The sequence below is a fragment of the Pseudochrobactrum asaccharolyticum genome (assembly GCF_003314995.1).
Classification (GTDB): domain Bacteria; phylum Pseudomonadota; class Alphaproteobacteria; order Rhizobiales; family Rhizobiaceae; genus Pseudochrobactrum; species Pseudochrobactrum asaccharolyticum.
This window is the reverse complement of sequence record NZ_QNRH01000002.1, coordinates 424,473-443,535: the sequence shown is the minus strand read 5'-3', so window position 1 is coordinate 443,535 and position 19,063 is coordinate 424,473. Positions and strand designations below refer to the sequence as shown.

Here is a 19,063-nt window from a genome sequence, read left to right as displayed (position 1 = left end):
ATGGACCAGAACCGGCGCTACTATGGTCTGTTGCTTGCGCTCGGCGTGATACTAATCGCCCTGTTTGCGATCTCATTGCTGACCGGCCCGTCTTCCATCAGTCTTATGCAAGGGTTGTCCGGCCTGTTCGGAGCGGGGGATAGCGATACAGTGCTGATTATGCAGCAATTGCGACTTCCCCGTGCCTTGCTGGGTTTAATGATCGGGCTGACACTGGGCTTGTCCGGTGCGGCTTTGCAGGGCTATTTGCGCAATCCATTGGCTGAACCCGGATTACTCGGTGTCAGTTCCTCCGCATCGCTTGGTGCAGTTCTGGCGCTATATAGCGGCCTGTCTTTGCTGTTTCCTTTGAGCCTCCCGCTGATGGCTTTGGGTTTTGCTTTTGTCGCCGTCATTTTGGTGCAGTTTCTGGCAGGCCGCAGCGGCTCTACGATCACGGTCATTCTCGCCGGTGTTGCGGTCTCGGCTTTTTCCGGTGCGCTGACATCCTTGGCGTTGAGCCTTGCTCCTAACCCTTTTGCGCTGATGGAAATTGTTTTCTGGATGCTTGGTTCGCTAAATGACCGTTCCATGATGCATGTCTGGCTGGTGTTGCCGTTTATGTGTCTGGGCTGGGCGATGTTGCTGCTTTCAGGTCGTTCTCTCGACGCATTGACATTGGGGCAGGAGACCGCAGCGAGCATGGGTGTCGATCTGCGTAAAGTGCAGTTTCTTGTCGTTGCAGGCACGGCGGTGAGTGTTGGTGCTGCAACGGCTGTGGCCGGTAGCATCGGTTTTATCGGGCTGGTGGTGCCGCATGTATTGCGCCCATTAACCGGTTCTCGGCCGTCACATTTGTTGCCGGCCTCGGCTCTGGGCGGTGCAGTGATGTTACTGGCAGCAGATATTTTTGTACGACTTATATTGCCGGAGAAAGATCTGAAACTCGGCGTGCTCACAGCATTGATCGGTGCGCCTTTCTTTCTGCATCTGGTCTGGAAATTGCGTAAAGGAGCAAAAATTTGAGCCTGTTGCGCGTAGAAAATCTCTCAGTGTCCCATCAAAAACGCATGGTTGTGGATGACATTTCTTTTGCTGTCGGAGAAGGTGAGTTTGTTGGATTGATCGGCCCTAACGGGGCGGGCAAGTCCACATTATTACGCGCTATCCTTGCGCAGTTGCCGTATCAGGGGTCTGTCACTTTAAACGGGCAAGAGAGTGCGCAGCTTAAAAATATCCGGCGTGCGCAGATCCTGTCCTATATTGCGCAGGATCGTGAGATCAGCTGGAATATGCGGGTTGAAGCCGTTGTGCAGTTGGGAAGGCTTGCCCGATTGTCACATTTTTCCGGCCTAAGCTTGCAGGATCAGCAATTAGTGGAAGAGGCTATCAATGCGCTGGAAATCGGGCATCTGCGCGATAAACCGGCACGGGAGTTGTCCGGCGGTGAGCAGGCGCGGGTTCTGATTGCCCGCGCACTTGCGCAAGGCACACCCTTGATGCTGGCTGACGAGCCGGTGGCCGGACTTGATCCGTCACACCAACTTAGTCTGATGCAGATATTCCGCGATCTGGCAGAGAGTGGTCGCAGTATTATCTGCACGTTGCATGATCTGGGGTTAGCGGCACGCTGGTGCACACGATTGCTTTTGGTGAAAGACGGCGGCCTGGTTGCGGATGGCAAGCCTGCAGAGATTTTGCACGATGAGGTTATCCGTGATCTCTATGGCGTCGATGTCTATCGTGCAGAAACTGCTGACGGGCTGATTATCCAGCCGGTTAGAGCACAATTCCCTAAACTTAAATCAGTTTAAGGAAAAATTATGCTCTCATTTTAAAATGTTAGAGCGACCTTTGTGTGCCAAGTCTGGCACACGGCGCTCTAATATCGTGAAATAAAAAAGCCGCTTCAATTTTGAAGCGGCTTTTAAACGGATTTTATTAGTGATTATACGTCCAGATTGGCGACGCTCAGGGCATTGTCCTGAATGAATTCGCGACGTGGTTCAACCTCGTCACCCATCAGACGTGAGAACAGCGCATCGGCTGTCGTTACGTCGGCAATTTTCACCTGCAGGAGCGAACGGGCATTCGGGTCAAGTGTTGTTTCCCAAAGCTGCTCGGCATTCATCTCACCAAGACCTTTATAGCGCTGGAGAGACAGGCCTTTGCGGCCGGTTGCAAAGATTGCTTCCAGCAAGGCAATGGCACCTGAAATGGCTTCGCTTTTGTCTTTGCGACGCAGAACCGGCGGTGTTGCGTAGATGTCGTTGAGGCGTTCGCTGAAACGATCCAGCTGACGGGCATCGGCAGAGCCGAGCAGAGCCATATCGATCATTGCAGTGTCTTTCACGCCGCGCAGCATACGCTCAAAACGGAAACCCTCTTCCGGAGAGTAAGAACCGCTCCAGCCGCGTTCCATATCTTCCGCAATCATATCAAGACGTTTGGCAACCGCATCGGCCAGAGCCTGCGCCTTTGCCGGATCATTCGAGGCTTCCACATTCATGGCACCGGCAATCACAGCCTGTTCAACCACTGCGCGGTCATAACGTGTGTGCAGACCGGCAAGAACAGTACGCAGATTGCGTGCATCATTGACGACAGCCATCAGGTCAGCACCGGCGCGGACTTCGCCATTGCCGAGCTGCAAGGAAGCTTCTTCGAGACCTGTTTCGATCAGGAAGTCCTCAAAAGCAGCTTCATCCTTGATATATTGCGAGGATTTACCACGGGTCACTTTGTAGAGCGGTGGCTGCGCAATATAGATATGGCCACGCTCGATCAGTTCCGGCATCTGACGGAAGAAGAAAGTCAGCAGCAGGGTTCGGATATGCGCACCGTCGACGTCAGCATCCGTCATGATGATGATCTTGTGGTAGCGCAATTTTTCCGGATTGAAACCGCTGGTTTCATCTTTACCGATGGATGTGCCGAGAGCCATGATCAGCGTACCGATCTGGTCGGATGACAACATACGGTCGAAACGTGCACGCTCAACGTTCAGGATTTTACCGCGCAGCGGCAGAATAGCCTGATTTTGACGCGAACGTCCGCCTTTTGCAGAGCCACCGGCCGAGTCACCCTCAACGATGAAGATCTCAGATTTTGCCGGATCGCGTTCCTGACAGTCAGCCAATTTACCCGGCAGAGATGTAATATCCAAAGCGCCTTTACGGCGGGTGAGGTCACGGGCTTTACGTGCAGCTTCACGCGCTGCTGCTGCTTCCACAACCTTGGCCATCAGCACTTTGGCTTCGCCCGGATGTTCTTCCAGCCATGTGGCCAGCGCTTCGTTGACGAGGCTTTCCACAATAGGGCGGACTTCCGAGGAAACCAGCTTGTCCTTCGTCTGGGACGAGAATTTCGGATCCGGTACTTTCACAGAAAGCACCGCTGTCAGACCTTCACGGCAATCATCGCCGGTCAGATTGACTTTCTCTTTTTTGGTCGTGCCCGAGCTTTCCGCATAACCGGTCATCTGACGGGTCAGTGCCCCGCGGAAACCGGCAAGATGCGTGCCGCCGTCGCGCTGCGGAATATTGTTGGTGAAGCACAACACGCGCTCATGATAGGTGTCGTTCCACCACATTGCGACTTCAACGGTCATGCCGTCTTTTTCGCTGATGATGTAGATCGGCTCTTCCAGCAGCGATTTCTTGGACTGGTCGAGATATTTGACGAATTCCTGCAAGCCGCCGTCGTAATGCAGAATCTGCTCGATCACATCGGCATGACGCTTGTCGGAAAGTTTGATGCGCACACCGGAATTGAGAAAAGCCAGTTCGCGCAGGCGGCGCTCCAGCGTTTCATAATCAAATTCCACCATGGAAAATGTTTCAGGTGACGGCAGGAAACTGACTTCGGTTCCTGTCTCGCTGCCTGCATCACCGATGACTTCCAGCGGAGCATCAGCAACACCATGGGTAAAGCTCATTTCATGAATTTTACCGGCGCGACGGATTTTAAGCTTCAGCCAGATGGACAGTGCGTTCACCACGGAAACGCCCACACCATGCAGACCACCGGAAACCTTATAGGAGTTCTGGTCGAACTTACCGCCTGCATGCAGCTGGGTCATGATAACCTCAGCCGCTGAAACGCCTTCTTCCTTATGGATGTCCGTCGGAATACCACGACCATTATCAGTCACGGTGCAGGAGCCATCGGCATTCAAAGTCACGGTGACCAGTGTTGCATGACCGGCAAGCGCCTCGTCAATCGCGTTGTCCACCACCTCGTAAACCATGTGATGCAGACCGGAGCCGTCATCGGTATCGCCGATATACATGCCCGGACGCTTGCGCACCGCATCAAGCCCTTTCAGAACGCGGATGGAATCTGCGCCATATTCAGGATTATTCGCATTGATATCTGCGGAAAGATTCTCGCCTTGAGGATTTTCAGTGGTCTCGCTCATGAAAGACTTTCGTTAGCGTTGCCGTCAGGCATATGCCGTCCGGTAAAGATTTGGGCTGATTACAGATTCTGCACGCGGCAAAGCCGGAAAGTACTGAAACGAATCAGGCTGAAATAGTAAGTTTAATATAGTCGCTGAGCGCCGATTTACCAAATTTTACCGCGAAAAATCGGCATAATTACCAGCTTTTGTGCAATAATCCGCACCTGTGACAGAAGACTGGAGAAGTGCCTGTCTGCCACGGGCGCGGATCGCTTCATTCACTGTTGATAAGGCTCATCAGACAGTCACAAACTGTCCCATCATGCCGACATCTTCATGCTCCAGCACATGGCAGTGGAACATGAACGGATGTGAGCGTTTGCCTTCTGCTTTGAAGTGAACCAGCAGTTCGGCCTCTCCGTCGACCAGCACAGTATCTTTCCATCCCTGCTGATAATCCGGTGCTTCCTGACCGTTCTTGGAGAGCACACGGAAATTCGCACCGTGAATATGGAACGGATGCCCCATTTCAACGGCCTTCAGTTTCCAGACTTCCATAGAACCGAGTTTGGCTTCCACATCCACGCGGCTCATGTCGAAAGGCTTGTCGGCAATCGACATGGTAATGCCGGAGGTGGCAGCTGTCAGCGATGGCCCCATCTGGTCAGCTGTGCGTGCCGAATGTTCGCCATGATCCATCTCTCCATTCATAGTACTTGGCATCATTTCCTGCATTTTAGATGGTTGGGGCATTTGCATCTTCCCCATCTGGCTGTGATCCATTTTGCTATGGTCCATCTGTCCCATAGGGGAACTTTCGCCGCCCATCATTTTCTTGCGCATCATGGCCATATTGCCGGCCATGTTTTCATCAAAGATGAAAGAACGGGTTTTGACGGACTTGGCCGGATCGGCAGCAGCCGGTTCTTCCAATGCGGAAATAAGTTTCATCACATCGGCTTTCAGACCATCGCTCACCTCAAAACGCATCAGATGCTCAAGGTTTTGTGCATCACTCAGTTTCGGTGTTCTGCCGGAGCCGTCATCAGGCAAGCTGGTAAAGTCTGCTGCCATACCATTGGAAAAATCGACCAGCACTTCGTACCGTTCCCCCGGTGCAATGGTTAGAATATCCACGGCTACAGGTTTGGCGAGGAAGCCGCCATCCGAGGCAATTGCGTGCATCATCCGGCCATCGCTGAAATGGAAATGATAATTACGCGAATTGGAAGCATTAAGCAGGCGCAGGCGCACAATGCTCTGCGGCACTGTTGCAATTGGTGCAATGGCACCGTTCACAGTCAGATATTGGCCGCGGAAACCATGCATCAGATCCATAAAGTCCGGTGCATAGACATTGTCACCGTCAATGACGCGACGATCCTGAAAAGCGAGGAACAGATCGTCGGAACCGAATGTGTCCGGCAGACCGCGCTCGCGGTCGCCGCCATCACTGACATGCAACAGACCGGCTGCCCCCATATGCGCCTGACGGGCAGTTTCCATATGGGTATGCGGATGGAACCAGTTAAATGATGCTGGCTGGTTGATGTCAAATTCCGGCTGCCATACAGCGCCCGCATTAATCACATTATGCGGGCCACCATCCATATCAGACGGGATCATCAGCCCGTGCCAATGCAAAGTGGTGACTTCATCCATGGCATTTTCAATGGCAAAACGCACATGCGATGTATTCTGCAGGCGTACAACCGGCCCGAAATAATTGCCGTTAATACCGGAGGATGCGGCGCTGCTGCCTGCCTGAAAACTATGACGGCCTTTAGCGATCTTCAGCTTAACTAGACCGTTATTATCCGGCTGTAAAAGGGCAGGATGAGGCAGTTTCACACCTGTAGCCTTATTGGCTGCGGCAGGTGTCATATTGTGCATGTCATGTGCACCTTGTGCACTGGCGCGATTGAGATGCAAAGCTGGCAACGCAACAGCAGACAGGCCGCCGAGGCCGAACATTAAAGCTTGACGACGATTGATGATTTTCATCGGAATACTCCGTTTATGTCAGAAAATAGCTGTCCTCCGCACGAATGATTTGTGCGTCAGGAAATGTGATTTTCAGGCAAAAACAGAGATCGGAGGGCGATCGGAAAGAGCAGGCGGCAGACCATGCAGGGCCTGCATATAGGGCACGGTCAGAACGCGCGGTATAAGATCGAGCTGTGTCATTACAGGCGGCACCGGCACCGGCACAACACAACCGCTGACCGAACAGGCCATGCCTTTTTTGCTGTGATGCTGGTCGGAGGGCATATCCTTATGGGATTGCCCGTGTTCCGTGGTTTTATGTGCTGTTGAATGAGTGGTCGTCGCCTCGTTTATCGGAGTAACCGGAAACGTATAGGCTTGTGCAGACATCTGGAAAGCGCAGAACTGTAACATCATAAATGCAAGCAAAAACAGCATAAGCCGATAAGGCAGCCTGATGATGTTAATTGCGGATGACACAGGTGACAGCTTTCGTTTTCTTTTGAATTTCAACATATATAAGCAGGCAGATGAGTTATAGCCAGCCCAGTCAGAGAAGTTTTCTATCAGAGAATTACGGCGAAATTTAACAAGTCGCTGTTTTGCCTTATTATGTTTCTTATATCTTTTTGGGTAATCGCTGTTTCCGGTACTATTTGGGGGTACAGGACTGATACCAGAACAGCATGATGAAGCATTTTTTAAGGATGGCATCATGACTGAATTGACAGTAAATTCATTTTCCAATGGCGGTGCAAATCCGGCAGGCCAACCATTTGTACCGCCTGCACCGGTTCCGCGTAAAAATCCGGTCGGACGGCTGGAGCTGATGCGGGTTGTCTATCGCAATCCTTTAGAGCTTTGGGGCGAGCCGTCCTACAATGAGCCGTGGGTTGAGGTAAATTGGATCGGGATGCGCACGATTATTGCCAATGATCCGGCACTGATCCGCCATGTTCTGGTTGAGAATCCGCAAAATTATCCGATGGGAACTGTCCGGCAGCGTGTGTTACGCCCGATCCTGCGTGATGGTTTGCTGACGGCTGAAGGCATCACATGGCGGCGTTCGCGCAAAGCGATAGCGCCGGTTTTCACGCCACGTCATATTCACGGTTTTGCCGATGCTATGCTGAGAAGCGCACAGGATTTTACCACGCGCTATCAGATTGCCGGAACTGTGACGGATGTGTCGCGGGATATGACCCTGCTGACCTATGATATTCTGGCGGAGACCTTGTTCTCCGGCGAGATTGCTGGTGATCCGAAGGAGTTCGCCCGCCAGACAGACCGCCTGTTTGAAACCATGGGACGGGTCGATCCGTTTGATCTGCTTGGCGCGCCGGATTGGCTGCCACGCCTGACACAATTGCGTGGTCGTCGCTCACTCGGCTTTTTCCGCTCGATAGTTGCGCAGACCATTCAGCTGCGCAAAGACCGGATGGATCGCGGCGAGAGGGTGCCGAATGATTTTCTGACGCTGCTATTGCAAGCAGAAACCTCACCGGACAAGCCGGATGGTCTGTCGCGCGACGAGATTGAGGATAATCTGATTACTTTTATCGGTGCAGGGCATGAAACGACTGCCCGTGCCCTTGGCTGGACACTCTATCTGCTGGCGCAAGCACCATCGGAACGCGCGATTGTTGAAGCTGAAATCGATGCATTTATGGCAGGCGAGGGCAGGGATTTACCGCCACACCAATGGCTGGAAAAACTACCGTTAACCCGCGCTGCTTTCGAGGAAGCGATGCGGCTTTACCCGCCTGCACCTTCAATCAATCGTGAGGCGCTTGCGGATGACCAATTCGGTGATCTTAACATTCGGGCAGGTACAGCGGTTATTGTGATGCCTTGGACAATCCACCGGCACCGGAAATATTGGGACAATCCGGAGGCTTTTATTCCGGCGCGGTTCCATCCGCAAAACCGCGATAAAATCGACCGTTTTCAGTATCTGCCATTCGGTGCGGGGCCGCGTGTGTGTATCGGCGGCAGTTTTGCCATGCAGGAGGCAGTGATTGCTCTGGCGGTTCTGCTGTCAAAACATCGTTTTGATATGGTGGGCGATGCGAAGCCGTGGCCGGTACAAAAACTGACCACTCAGCCTAAAAACGGCCTGCTGATGAAGGTGACGCCGCGCTGAGTTTCAGCGCGGCACTTATTAGGGGCATGCAGCCCGTCAAAGCCGAAATATCATAAGCGGGCTGCGTGCCAGCGCAAATGCTCATCCATAAAGGTTGAGATGAAATAATACGAATGGTCATAGCCTTCCTGCATATTCAGCGTCAGCGGAATACCGGCTTTATTGCAGGCTTCCTGCAATAGCCATGGGCGCAGGCCATCATCCAGAAAACTGTCCGAAGTCCCCTGATCAACTAGCAGGTTCTCAATCCGGTGGCCGTCTTCAATCAGCGCGGTTGTATCATAAGCGCGCCATGAGCTCTGATCGTTCCCGAGATATTTCTCAAATGCAGGCTTTGACCATCCGGCTGTGGAAGGCTGGGCAATGGGTGCAAAGGCCGAAACAGATTTGAAGCGTTCAGGGTTTTTCAGGGCGATGGTGATCGCGCCATGACCGCCCATGGAGTGACCGGTGATCGCCTGACGGGACATATCCAGCGGAAATTCCTGAGCCACCAGTTTGGTCAGTTCTTCGGTGATATAGCTGTACATTTTATAATTTTGGGCAAAAGGCGCTTCTGTGGCATCGAGATAGAAGCCTGCACCTTTACCAAACTGCCAGTTATCCGGTTCGTCCGGCACATCATCACCGCGCGGGCTCGTATCCGGGCAGAGGATAGCAATGCCCAGCTCGGCAGCAAGGCGGCGATATTCGCCCTTATCCATCACATTCTGATGTGTGCAGGTCAGGCCGGAGAGATACCACAACACCGGCACGGGCTCCTGTTCGGCCTGTGGCGGCAGAAACAGTGCAAAGGTCATATCACATTGGCAGGCATCGCTTTTATGGCGATAGACGCCTTGCGTGCCACCAAATGCTTTGGCTTTTGAAATGGTTTCCATATGGGGCTCCTAAAAGATTTCAGCCCAGTTCCATCGCGACATTAACCGCTGCCGCAACCAGAACTGTGTTGAAAAAGAAAGAAATAATGCAATGCGGCAGTGTCAGCGCCCGCATTTGTCTGGTGGTCACTGCTGTGTCACCGGTACCGGCAGACATGCCGATCATATAAGCACAATAGACAAAGTCCCAGCCTGCCGGATCGGGGGTATTGGGAATTTCCATGCCCCGTTTATATGGATCTGCGTCATTGCCGTCTTTGCGTTGCCAATAGACATGGGCGTAATGCAGAGCGGCCATCATATGCATTGTTGCCCAGCCCAGCGGCACTGACAGCAAAGTGGTGAGCAGCGAGAGAATATCCGGCTCCGGCTTGCGGTTCACCAGAATGAACATGGAGACAACCGCAACAATAACAATGGCCAGTGTCAGGCCGAAGATGACCGGTGCGGGGGCATCTGTATGATCGTTCTTTCTGCGCAGCCGCTCCGGCGTGAGATAGGACAAGCGTGTTAAAGCGGCAATCAGAAAGGTGATGAAAAAACAATTCGCGCCGATAACCGGCGCGAGCGGTTTGTCAAAAGGATAGGACAGTGAAAAACCTGCGACACCAAGAATGGCTGCCAGATAAAAAGGCATATGACGCAGTTGAAGTATTTTCATGTCAGGCTACCGTTTTGGGATCGAGGCGCATATCAATATGCGGAATATTGTCTTCCAGATATTCTTCTGAAATGGCAACAAAGCCGAAGGAGCCATAGAATTTTTGCAAATGGCTTTGCCCGCCCAGCTCAATGGGGTGGCCGGGAAAACGTGCTTGTGCAAAATTAACTGCTTCCTGCATCAGGCGCTGGCCGAGTTTGTAGCCCCGATAGTTTGGCGCTACTACAACGCGACCGATTTTCACTTGCGTATCCTTTTCCGGTAGCAGAACCCGCAAATATGCTACGAGTTCCTCACCATCAAGAATGCGCAAGTGAAAGGCGCCGATATCCTTGCCGTCTATCTCCGCAAAGGCACAATTTTGCTCAACGATGAAGACATCCATACGCAGTTTTAGCATTGCGTAGAGCGCGCGGGGAGCCAGATCGTCGATCTCATGCCACAGGGAAATAAACTGTGTCATCAGAATGTGATAACCGAGCGGATCGATTTGCCTTCATGCATCAGATCAAACGCGGTGTTGATCTCGTCGAGCGGCATTTTATGGGTGATCAGATCATCAATATTGATCTTGCCGTCCATGTACCAGTCAACGATTTTCGGCACATCGGTGCGGCCGCGTGCACCACCGAATGCTGTGCCTTTCCAGACACGGCCGGTGACCAACTGGAACGGACGGGTGGCGATTTCTTTGCCAGCTTCGGCCACGCCGATGATGATGCTTTCGCCCCAGCCGCGATGGGTGCATTCCAGTGCCTGACGCATCACATCGGTATTGCCGGTGGCGTCAAAGGAATAGTCGGCACCACCGTCAGTCAGATCCTGAATGGCCTGCACCACTTTATCATTGCCGATTTCACGCGGATTGATGAAGTCGGTCATGCCAAATTTTTTCGCCATTTCCACTTTGGCCGGATTGATATCAACACCGATGATCTTATCGGCACCAACCATACGGGCACCCTGAATAACATTGAGGCCGATACCGCCGAGGCCGAAAACCACGACATTGGAGCCCGGACGTACTTTTGCAGTGTAAATCACAGCGCCGATGCCGGTGGTGACACCGCAGCCGATATAGCAGATCTTGTCGAAAGGAGCATCTTCACGCACTTTGGCCAGCGCGATTTCTGGCAGAACGGTGAAGTTCGAGAAGGTCGAGCAGCCCATATAATGGAAGATTTCGCCGCCATCGCAGGAGAAGCGCGAGGTGCGGTCCGGCATCAGGCCCTGACCCTGTGTGGCGCGGATCGAGGTGCAGAGATTGGAGCGCTGCGACAAACAGGTTTTGCACGAACGGCATTCTGGTGTGTAAAGCGGGATCACATGGTCGCCCGGACGCAGCGTGGTGACGCCAGCACCGACTTCGCGCACAATACCTGCACCTTCATGGCCGAGAATGGCCGGAAATTTGCCCTCTGAATCAAGGCCGGACAGCGTATAGGCGTCGGTATGGCACACACCGGTTGCCATGATTTCCACCAGCACTTCACCTGGCTTCGGACCACCGATTTCGATTGTTTCAATAGTGAGGGGCTTATTGGCCTCCCAGGCAACAGCTGCACGCGATTTCATGGCTTTGTTCCTCTTTAAATCAGTGTCTTTTATTTCAGATAAGAGCGGATGATCCGCATAAGCTGGTCGATTTCTGTATCCATTTCAGCCGGAGACAGAGCTGCTTGCGGTTGCTGGAAGGTCTCTTTTAAATGGCTTTCCAGCACTTCAGCCATCAGGCCGGTAGCGGCACCGCGCATGGCGGCAAGCTGCTGTAAAAGCGCGCCGCATTCTGTGCCTTCCTCAACCGCGCGCTCAAGCGCCTCCGCCTGACCTTTAATACGGCGCAGGCGTGTCATGACGCGTTTTTTGGCTTCCGGTGAGTGGGGCATGGTTTTCTACCGATGAATATGCTGATGAAAATATATACTATGGGGGAGTATGTCAATTGATGTGCCATATCTGCTCCTCAAGAATAGCAAAGCACATTGCGGCTGTTTATAATTCGCTGCAATCAGAATCATTTATCAGGTGCGTTGTCTTTGCCTCAGCAGTCCGTTTCATCTCTTCCGCTTTTGCCCGTTCGCGAGGCGCTGCCGCAACTGGATCATGCCTTGCAGGCTGGCGGCTCTGCCGTTCTGGTTGCGCCGCCCGGTGCGGGTAAGACGACTTTGGTGCCGTTGCATCTGTTGCAAGCAGACTGGCGCAAGGACGGACGGATTATTGTGCTGGAGCCGCGCAGACTGGCAGCACGTGCTGCGGCCACACAAATGGCACGCTTGCTTGGCGAGGAGGTTGGCAAGACGGTCGGTTACCGGATGCGTCTCGACAGCCGCTATAATGCGCAGACGCAAATTCTGGTGGTGACGGAAGGCGTGTTCGCCCGCATGATCCTTGATGATCCGGAACTGTCCGGCATCAGTGCGGTGTTGTTTGACGAATTTCATGAGCGCAGTCTGGATGCTGATTTCGGATTGGCGCTGGCGCTGGATGTGCAGGGAGCCTTGCGTCCCGATCTTAAAATTCTGGTGATGTCAGCAACGCTTGATGGTGCGCGGGTAGCGGAATTGCTCGATAATGCGCCGGTGGTGGAAAGTGAAGGTCGCAGTTTTCCGGTGGAAATCCGCTATCAGGAACGCAAAACCGATGAGCGGATTGAAGATACAATGGCGCGGACAATCCGCGCGGTTCTGGCGGATGAGCAGGGCAGTTTGCTGTGTTTTTTGCCCGGTCAGGGCGAGATTGAACGCACAGTCCGAGCATTGGAAGGGCGCATTGGCGACCATGTGATGCTCTGCCCGTTATATGGGGTAATGGACGGGCGCGATCAGGATGCGGCGATCAAACCTGCGCCGGAAGGTAAACGCAAAGTGGTGCTGGCAACCTCGATTGCGGAAACTTCAATCACTATCGACGGTGTGCGGGTGGTGATCGACAGCGGGTTGTCGCGTCAGCCGCGCTTTGAACCGGCGACCGGTCTGACACGGCTGGAAACTGTGCGTGCATCACAGGCAGCGATTACTCAGCGGGCAGGTCGTGCGGGACGAACCCAATCCGGCATAGCGATCCGGCTCTGGCATGAGGGGCAGACATCTTCTCTGCCGCGTTTTACCACGCCGGAAATTCTGGAAGCTGATCTTTCATCGCTGCTGCTCGATTGTGCGGCATGGGGCGTGCAAAATGTCAGCGATTTGCGTTTGCTGGATCAGCCCTCAGCGGCCAGTCTGAAAGAAGCGGCTACCTTGCTGAAACGGCTTGGCGCACTGGATAATGACGGACGGTTGACGGTTTCTGGCGAGCAGATCAGGAAGCTCGCTTTGCCGGTGCGGCTTGCACATATGGTGGCAGAGGCGGCCAATCGCGGCGAGGCTTTGCAGGCGGCAGAGCTTGCTGTGCTGATGACCGAGCGGGGGCTTGGCGGCAACGAGGTTGATCTCGATGCACGGCTTTCCCGCTTCCGGCGTGATCGCGGTGACCGTGCACAAAAGGCACGGGGACTGGCGCGCTCACTGATAAAAGACTTGCCGGCTGCAAATGCGCAAAGCAAAGAAGGTGCCCATGCCGGTCGCCTGCTTCTGGATGCCTATCCGGATCGCGTTGCCAAAGCGCGTGGCAATGGCGGACAGTTTATTCTGGCCAACGGGCGTGGTGGTGAGCTGGATGCCAGTCAGCATTTGTCCCGAGCGTCGTGGCTGGTGGTGGCTGATCTGACCGGACGGGCAGGGGCGCAACGCATTCTCTCTGCCGCTGAGGTCAGTGAAGAGGATATCCGCAAAAGTCTGGCAAGTCAGATCGAAGGCGGACAGCAGGTTATTTACGACCCTGAACGCAAAACTTTGCGTGCCCGTGAGGCGGTGCGGCTGGGGGCAATAACCCTGTCGGAGAAAAATCTGGCGGCACCATCAGGAGAGGCCGCCGATCTGGGCGTTGTTCAGGCGGTGCGCCAATATGGTTTGTATATTCTGCCTTGGGACAAATCTGCTTTAACGCTGCGCCGCCGTCTTGGCTGGCTTTATCGCGGGCTTGGTGAACCATGGCCGTCTATGGATGATGAACATCTGCTGGCGACACTGGAAGACTGGTTGCTGCCGTTTCTGACCGGCGAGGCGCGGCTCGATAAAATCAGCCAATCCGCGCTGATGAACGGCTTGCGCTCTCTTGTGCCGTTTGATCTGCAACGGCAGATTGATACGCTGGCACCAACACATTTTACGGTGCCGACCGGCTCCAATATCGCGATTAATTATGAAGGTGATGAGCCGGTTATTGCTGTGCGGGTACAGGAATTGTTCGGCTTGACAGCACATCCTTCTATTGCCCGCGATACGGTGCCGCTGCTGCTGGAATTATTGTCTCCGGCACACCGGCCAATCCAGATCACCCGCGACCTGCCAAATTTCTGGAAAGGCTCCTGGGCGGATGTGCGTACTGATATGCGCGGCCGTTATCCGCGCCATGTCTGGCCGGAAAATCCAGCAGAGGCGGATCCAACGCGGCGTGCCAAACCACGGGGGACATAATATTCCAACTCTTGCGGCCTGCAAACGGCACTCCTCTTCGCTTCCGGTACTCATGTACTTTAGTACATTCCGTTCCGGTTCTCGATGAACACCGTTTTCGTCGCGCCATAGTTGAAATATCGCGTCGCGATTGCCCTGCGGCAGGATGGCGCAGATTAACTTGCGCGTGCCGTGATTTTGCCGCATAAGGCATTGTGCGTGTGACATTTTACGGGGAAGACTGAATGGCAAATGGCGATCTGATTAACCGGGCCTCGTCGCTTTCCCGTCGCTTGCGTCTGACAACATTAGTGCGCGTGCGCTGGTTTGCCATTACCGGCCAGACCGCTGCCGTGATGTTCGTTTCTCTTTCTCTGCATTTTGTTTTCCCGCTCGGGATCAGCTTTGCACTGATTGCTGTGTCAGCGTGGCTGAACCTGTTTCTGTCTTTCCGTTATCAGCTCAATCATCGTCTGGATTTGCGCACGGTTCTGCTGGTACTGGCCTTTGATATTCTGCAGCTCACCGGCTTGTTATATCTGACCGGCGGTCTGCAAAATCCGTTTGCCGTGCTGCTTGTCGTACCGGTGATTATTGCGGCAACCGCACTGTCAGTGCGCAGTATTTTGCTGCTTGGCCTGATGACCATTGTTTGCGCCAGTGTTCTGGTGGTGTGGCACCTGCCGCTGCCTTGGTATAGCGGTGTGACTCTGGAGTTGCCGCTGATGTTTGTCATCGGCGTCTGGTGTGCCATCGCATCCACACTGATTTTCAGTGGTGTCTATGTCTATCGTATTGCCGAAGAAGCGCGACTTCTGGGCGATGCTCTGAGCGCAACCGAACTGGTATTGCAGCGCGAGCAGCATCTATCAGCGCTGGATGGTCTTGCTGCCGCAGCGGCTCATGAGTTGGGAACACCGTTGGCAACCATCACGCTGGTGGTGAAGGAAATGCAGCGCGCTCTGAAAAATGATGACCGTTATGCTGAAGATATCCAGCTGTTGTCCTCACAGGCACAGCGTTGCCGTGAAATCCTGCAACGGCTCACCAGCCTGTCTTCAGAAGGCGAAGAGCATATGTCAAAACTGGCATTGTCCTCGCTGATCGAAGAAGTCATCGCACCGCATCGCAATTTTGGTATTCAAATTGATGTTGAGAAAAAGCCTGACCCGAAGTCAATGATTGCCGAGCCGGTTGTCCGTCGTAATCCGGGGGTGATTTATGGTCTGGGCAATCTGATCGAAAATGCCGTGGATTTTGCCAAAGCTGAGACACAGGTGATCTGGGGTTGGGATGAGAATTCAGTGCGCATCACGATCCGTGATGACGGCAAAGGCTTTTCTGTGGATATGCTGGATAGGATCGGCGAACCGTATATGTCGCGTCGCAATGATGAGCGCAATGGCGGCGGTCTGGGGCTGGGTTTGTTTATTGCCAAGACATTGCTGGAACGTTCCGGTGCGCATATCTCATTTGCCAACCGCCCTGAGCCTGGTCAAAGCGGCGCAGAGATCACAATTGTCTGGGCGCGTCAGGCGCTAACCGCGTAAATGCGATTCTTCATCCCTGCGAATGTGGAGAAATTTGGTTTTTTGAATAAAATATTTGTGAAATGCTATCAATTACGGCATTTTACATTAATAGTTACATTGCATATTTGACTTTTTGACGCAGGCGCAGCAAGAAGTAAAAAGACAAAAGACGAGTAAGGAATACCTGATGGATGATATGAGTCAGGATGATCACCTTGCCATCGGCAGTGATCCTTCGCTTCTTCTGGTTGATGATGATAAACCGTTTCTGCAGCGGCTCGCACGGGCTATGGAGAGTCGCGGCTTTACAGTGACGACAGCTGACTCCGTTGAGGAGGGCATTGCTGCGGTGAAACTGGCTGCACCGGCCTATGCGGTTGTGGACATGCGTCTTGGCGACGGCAATGGTCTGGATATTATTGAGGCGATCCGTACTAAGCGTGAAGATACCCGCGCTATTGTGCTGACCGGCTACGGCAATATTGCCACTGCGGTCAATGCGGTCAAAATCGGTGCGATTGATTATCTTTCCAAACCTGCGGATGCGGATGAAGTCTTTGCAGCGCTTACCCGTCGTGACGGTGAGAAGATTGCACCGCCGGAAAATCCTATGTCGGCAGATCGGGTGCGCTGGGAACATATTCAGCGTGTTTATGAAATGTGCGAGCGCAATGTTTCTGAAACCGCACGCCGTTTGAATATGCATCGCCGCACATTGCAGCGTATTCTTGCCAAACGTGCACCGCGCTAATTTGTTATGATACCGTGCCGGCTGGTTCATCAGTCGGCATCACGACGCCTGCCATTTCCGCGAGCGTCAGCCGGTTAGCGCCAATCCGTGCCAACTGTAAGGTCAAAGCCTTTCGCGTGGCTGGAGCTAGCTTGTGCTCCGGTGCATCACGCAGAATTTCCCCGCCATATCCGTCAGAGAGAATGAAGCCGCAATCTTCAGGAAAGATATCGCGCGGCACCTGCGCATGGGAAGCAAAGAACAACCGGTCGCAATAATTGCGGTAATCCGGCCACTTCTGATCTGCTTTCCAATCCTCTACCGACGATTTGATTTCAATAATCCAGATTTCCCCTTTACGCGTCAGGCCAATCAGGTCGGCACGTCTGCCGGAGCGCAAAGAAACTTCAGGCAGAACATGAATATTCAGATCAAGACACAGGCGCTGGACGCCGCGACGTACCATTAAAGCGAGGTCAGACTGACGACCATCGCTGAGCGGGTGTTGCTGAAAAGGTGAGATAATCGGCATATTTATCTGTTGTTTCCGGATACTGTCCCGAGTGTCAGGCGATTATTGCTTTTGCTGGCAGTATATTCCTGTCACTTTTAATAGGTGCTTATAAAAAAGATAATCATGGTTAATCTTTGGTTAATCATCAGTAATTACTCTCCTCACAACAATCATCACAGCAATAATGATTTTCTGAGGGGAAAAATGGTGTTCAGAAATGCTCTCTCTGCTGCCGGTCTTATTCTGACGCTGGGCTTAGCCGGTTGCTCAACAACTGCACCTTTTCAGACGAGTGCCGCATCTTATTCCGGCGTCACAGATGCAGGCTATGCGCTGCCGACAGTTCCTGTTCAGAAAATCGCTCCGGAATATCGCCGCCAGCTGGTGAAATACGACACCAAAGAAGCGCCGGGCACAATCATTGTCGATACGCAAAACAAGTTTTTGTATCTTGTGGAGCCGGAAGGCAAAGCGATGCGCTACGGCATCGGTGTCGGTCGTGAGGGCTTTCAATGGAAGGGCAGTGCCAAAGTTGCCATGAAGCGGGAATGGCCGACATGGACACCGCCTGCGCCGATGATCAAGCGTCAGCCTGAACTGGCAAAATATGCCGGTGGTATGCAGCCTGGCCTGAATAATCCGCTGGGTGCCCGTGCGCTGTATTTGTATAAAGGCGGACGTGATAGCGGCTATCGTTTGCATGGCACGCCGGAATGGTGGTCAATCGGCAAGAATGTTTCTTCCGGATGTATCCGTCTGATCAATCAGGATATTATAGATTTGCATGACCGCGCCAGTGTCGGCGCTAAGGTTGTCGTGCTTTAATTTCTTATATCATAGAGCATTTCCAGTTTATCCTGAATCATAGGAAATGCTCTATCTTTTTGTTTTTACGCGCATCTTTTCCGAAAACCGGTTCCCACTTTTCGGGATGCGCTTTAGATAACAAAAAACGCGGCTGAAACAGCCGCGTTTTTTAATGCCTGATGGAAAAATCAGATAGCTTCGACCTGCAGCACTTCCGGTACGAAATGCTTGAGCAGGTTCTGGATGCCGTGTTTCAGCGTGGCTGTTGAAGACGGGCAACCGGCACAAGCGCCTTTCATGTGCAGATAAACAACGCCGTGCTCAAAACCACGGAAAGTGATATCGCCGCCATCCTGCGCAACCGCAGGGCGAACGCGGGTTTCGATCAGCTCTTTGATGGTTTCAACGATTTCGGCATCAGAGTCAGCGAAGAATTCGCCTTCTGTGTGATCGTGGCCTTTGGCCTGCTCAGTCGCCATTACCGGCGCACCGGACATCATATGTTCCATGATGGTGCCGAGGATGGCTGGTTTCAGATGCTGCCATTCTGCACCGTCTTTGCTGACAGTGATGAAATCATAGCCGAAGAAAACGCCGTTGACGCCTGGTACTGCGAAGAGTTTGGCTGCAAGCGGCGAGGTGTTGGATGCACTTTCTGCATCACGGAAATCGGCGGTGCCTTCCGGCATAACCACTTTGCCCGGCAGGAACTTCAGGGTCGCCGGATTTGGTGTGGCTTCAGTCTGGATGAACATAAAAGTCCTCCTGTAAGATATAAAAGCAGTTGATGCTCACATGGTGTTCATTGGGGCGGAACACAATGCGACAAATTAATTATTTGAGTCAGGGCTGACATTAGCGGAGAGATGCAGAAAATGAAACTACTGTCTTCATAAGACTGCGTGGCTCACGTTTTGTTGTCAGACTAGCGCGCC

General features: G+C 53.1%; 17 protein-coding genes. 7 read left to right on the top strand and 10 right to left on the bottom strand.

The genetic code is table 11. The features are described 5' to 3' along the window. The gene (locus DFR47_RS06565; protein WP_113943962.1) at positions 1 to 1,005 is read left to right on the top strand and encodes a FecCD family ABC transporter permease; all 1,005 of its coding nucleotides are present in this window, start codon (positions 1 to 3) and stop codon (positions 1,003 to 1,005) included. After that, positions 1,002 to 1,793, top strand: coding sequence for an ABC transporter ATP-binding protein (locus tag DFR47_RS06560; protein ID WP_113943583.1), 792 nt, complete (start codon positions 1,002 to 1,004; stop codon positions 1,791 to 1,793). The genes DFR47_RS06565 and DFR47_RS06560 overlap by 4 nt, the downstream gene beginning before the upstream one ends. 134 nt (positions 1,794 to 1,927) lie before the next feature. On the opposite strand, the gene gyrB is transcribed toward DFR47_RS06560, so the two are convergent. From gyrB to DFR47_RS21540, 3 genes are all read right to left on the bottom strand, one after another. Further along, positions 1,928 to 4,399 (bottom strand): DNA topoisomerase (ATP-hydrolyzing) subunit B, encoded by a 2,472-nt coding sequence (gene gyrB / locus DFR47_RS06555; RefSeq protein ID WP_113943582.1) that lies wholly within the window; start codon positions 4,397 to 4,399, stop codon positions 1,928 to 1,930. A gap of 279 nt (positions 4,400 to 4,678) precedes the next feature. Beyond that, the gene (cueO, locus tag DFR47_RS06550) at positions 4,679 to 6,385 is read right to left on the bottom strand and encodes a multicopper oxidase CueO (RefSeq protein WP_113943581.1); all 1,707 of its coding nucleotides are present in this window, start codon (positions 6,383 to 6,385) and stop codon (positions 4,679 to 4,681) included. Positions 6,386 to 6,457: 72 nt separating this feature from the next. Then, positions 6,458 to 7,114 carry a hypothetical protein gene (locus tag DFR47_RS21540; protein WP_147245506.1) on the bottom strand — a complete coding sequence of 219 codons (657 nt, stop codon included), beginning with the start codon at positions 7,112 to 7,114 and terminating at the stop codon, positions 6,458 to 6,460. Here DFR47_RS21540 and DFR47_RS06540 point away from each other — a divergent pair. Beyond that, on the top strand, positions 7,083 to 8,510 hold the full coding sequence (locus tag DFR47_RS06540) for a cytochrome P450 (protein ID WP_113943579.1): 1,428 nt from the start codon (positions 7,083 to 7,085) through the stop codon (positions 8,508 to 8,510). The genes DFR47_RS21540 and DFR47_RS06540 overlap by 32 nt on opposite strands. Before the next feature lie 50 nt (positions 8,511 to 8,560). Here the strand turns inward: DFR47_RS06540 and fghA are convergent, their stop codons facing one another. From fghA to DFR47_RS06515, 5 genes are read right to left on the bottom strand one after another with little or no spacing between them, the layout of a single operon-like run. Continuing rightward, positions 8,561 to 9,391: an S-formylglutathione hydrolase gene (gene fghA, locus DFR47_RS06535; protein ID WP_113943578.1), complete on the bottom strand. Its 831-nt coding sequence runs from the start codon at positions 9,389 to 9,391 to the stop codon at positions 8,561 to 8,563. Positions 9,392 to 9,410: 19 nt separating this feature from the next. After that, entirely contained in the window at positions 9,411 to 10,052 is a 642-nt protein-coding gene (locus DFR47_RS06530) for a DUF1345 domain-containing protein (RefSeq protein WP_113943577.1), read from the bottom strand. Between the two features lies 1 nt (position 10,053). After that, complete coding sequence (locus DFR47_RS06525) at positions 10,054 to 10,515, bottom strand: GNAT family N-acetyltransferase (protein WP_113943576.1); 462 nt, start codon at positions 10,513 to 10,515, stop codon at positions 10,054 to 10,056. Next, positions 10,515 to 11,627, bottom strand: coding sequence for an S-(hydroxymethyl)glutathione dehydrogenase/class III alcohol dehydrogenase (locus tag DFR47_RS06520; protein ID WP_113943575.1), 1,113 nt, complete (start codon positions 11,625 to 11,627; stop codon positions 10,515 to 10,517). Before DFR47_RS06520 ends, DFR47_RS06525 begins: the two co-directional genes overlap by 1 nt. Positions 11,628 to 11,656: 29 nt before the next feature. Next, complete coding sequence (locus tag DFR47_RS06515) at positions 11,657 to 11,938, bottom strand: metal/formaldehyde-sensitive transcriptional repressor (RefSeq protein ID WP_113943574.1); 282 nt, start codon at positions 11,936 to 11,938, stop codon at positions 11,657 to 11,659. Between the two features lie 150 nt (positions 11,939 to 12,088). Here DFR47_RS06515 and hrpB point away from each other — a divergent pair, with 150 nt between their 5' ends. The 3 genes from hrpB to DFR47_RS06500 all read left to right on the top strand — a co-directional run bounded on the left by hrpB (position 12,089) and on the right by DFR47_RS06500 (position 16,828). Beyond that, complete coding sequence (gene hrpB / locus DFR47_RS06510; protein ID WP_113943573.1) at positions 12,089 to 14,566, top strand: ATP-dependent helicase HrpB; 2,478 nt, start codon at positions 12,089 to 12,091, stop codon at positions 14,564 to 14,566. A 224-nt stretch (positions 14,567 to 14,790) separates the two neighbouring features. Beyond that, the gene (locus DFR47_RS06505) at positions 14,791 to 16,095 is read left to right on the top strand and encodes an ActS/PrrB/RegB family redox-sensitive histidine kinase (RefSeq protein ID WP_113943572.1); all 1,305 of its coding nucleotides are present in this window, start codon (positions 14,791 to 14,793) and stop codon (positions 16,093 to 16,095) included. A gap of 169 nt (positions 16,096 to 16,264) precedes the next feature. Further along, a complete protein-coding gene (locus tag DFR47_RS06500) occupies positions 16,265 to 16,828 on the top strand; it encodes an ActR/PrrA/RegA family redox response regulator transcription factor (RefSeq protein WP_147245504.1) in 564 nt (187 codons plus the stop codon). A 4-nt stretch (positions 16,829 to 16,832) separates the two neighbouring features. On the opposite strand, the gene DFR47_RS06495 is transcribed toward DFR47_RS06500, so the two are convergent. Next, positions 16,833 to 17,339: an MmcB family DNA repair protein gene (locus DFR47_RS06495; RefSeq protein ID WP_113943571.1), complete on the bottom strand. Its 507-nt coding sequence runs from the start codon at positions 17,337 to 17,339 to the stop codon at positions 16,833 to 16,835. 186 nt (positions 17,340 to 17,525) lie between these two features. Here DFR47_RS06495 and DFR47_RS06490 point away from each other — a divergent pair, with 186 nt between their 5' ends. Beyond that, positions 17,526 to 18,146, top strand: a complete 621-nt coding sequence (locus DFR47_RS06490) for a L,D-transpeptidase (protein WP_113943570.1) — start codon at positions 17,526 to 17,528, stop codon at positions 18,144 to 18,146. 170 nt (positions 18,147 to 18,316) lie between these two features. On the opposite strand, the gene DFR47_RS06480 is transcribed toward DFR47_RS06490, so the two are convergent. Continuing rightward, on the bottom strand, positions 18,317 to 18,883 hold the full coding sequence (locus DFR47_RS06480) for a NifU family protein (protein ID WP_113943568.1): 567 nt from the start codon (positions 18,881 to 18,883) through the stop codon (positions 18,317 to 18,319). Positions 18,884 to 19,063: the final 180 nt, after the last annotated feature.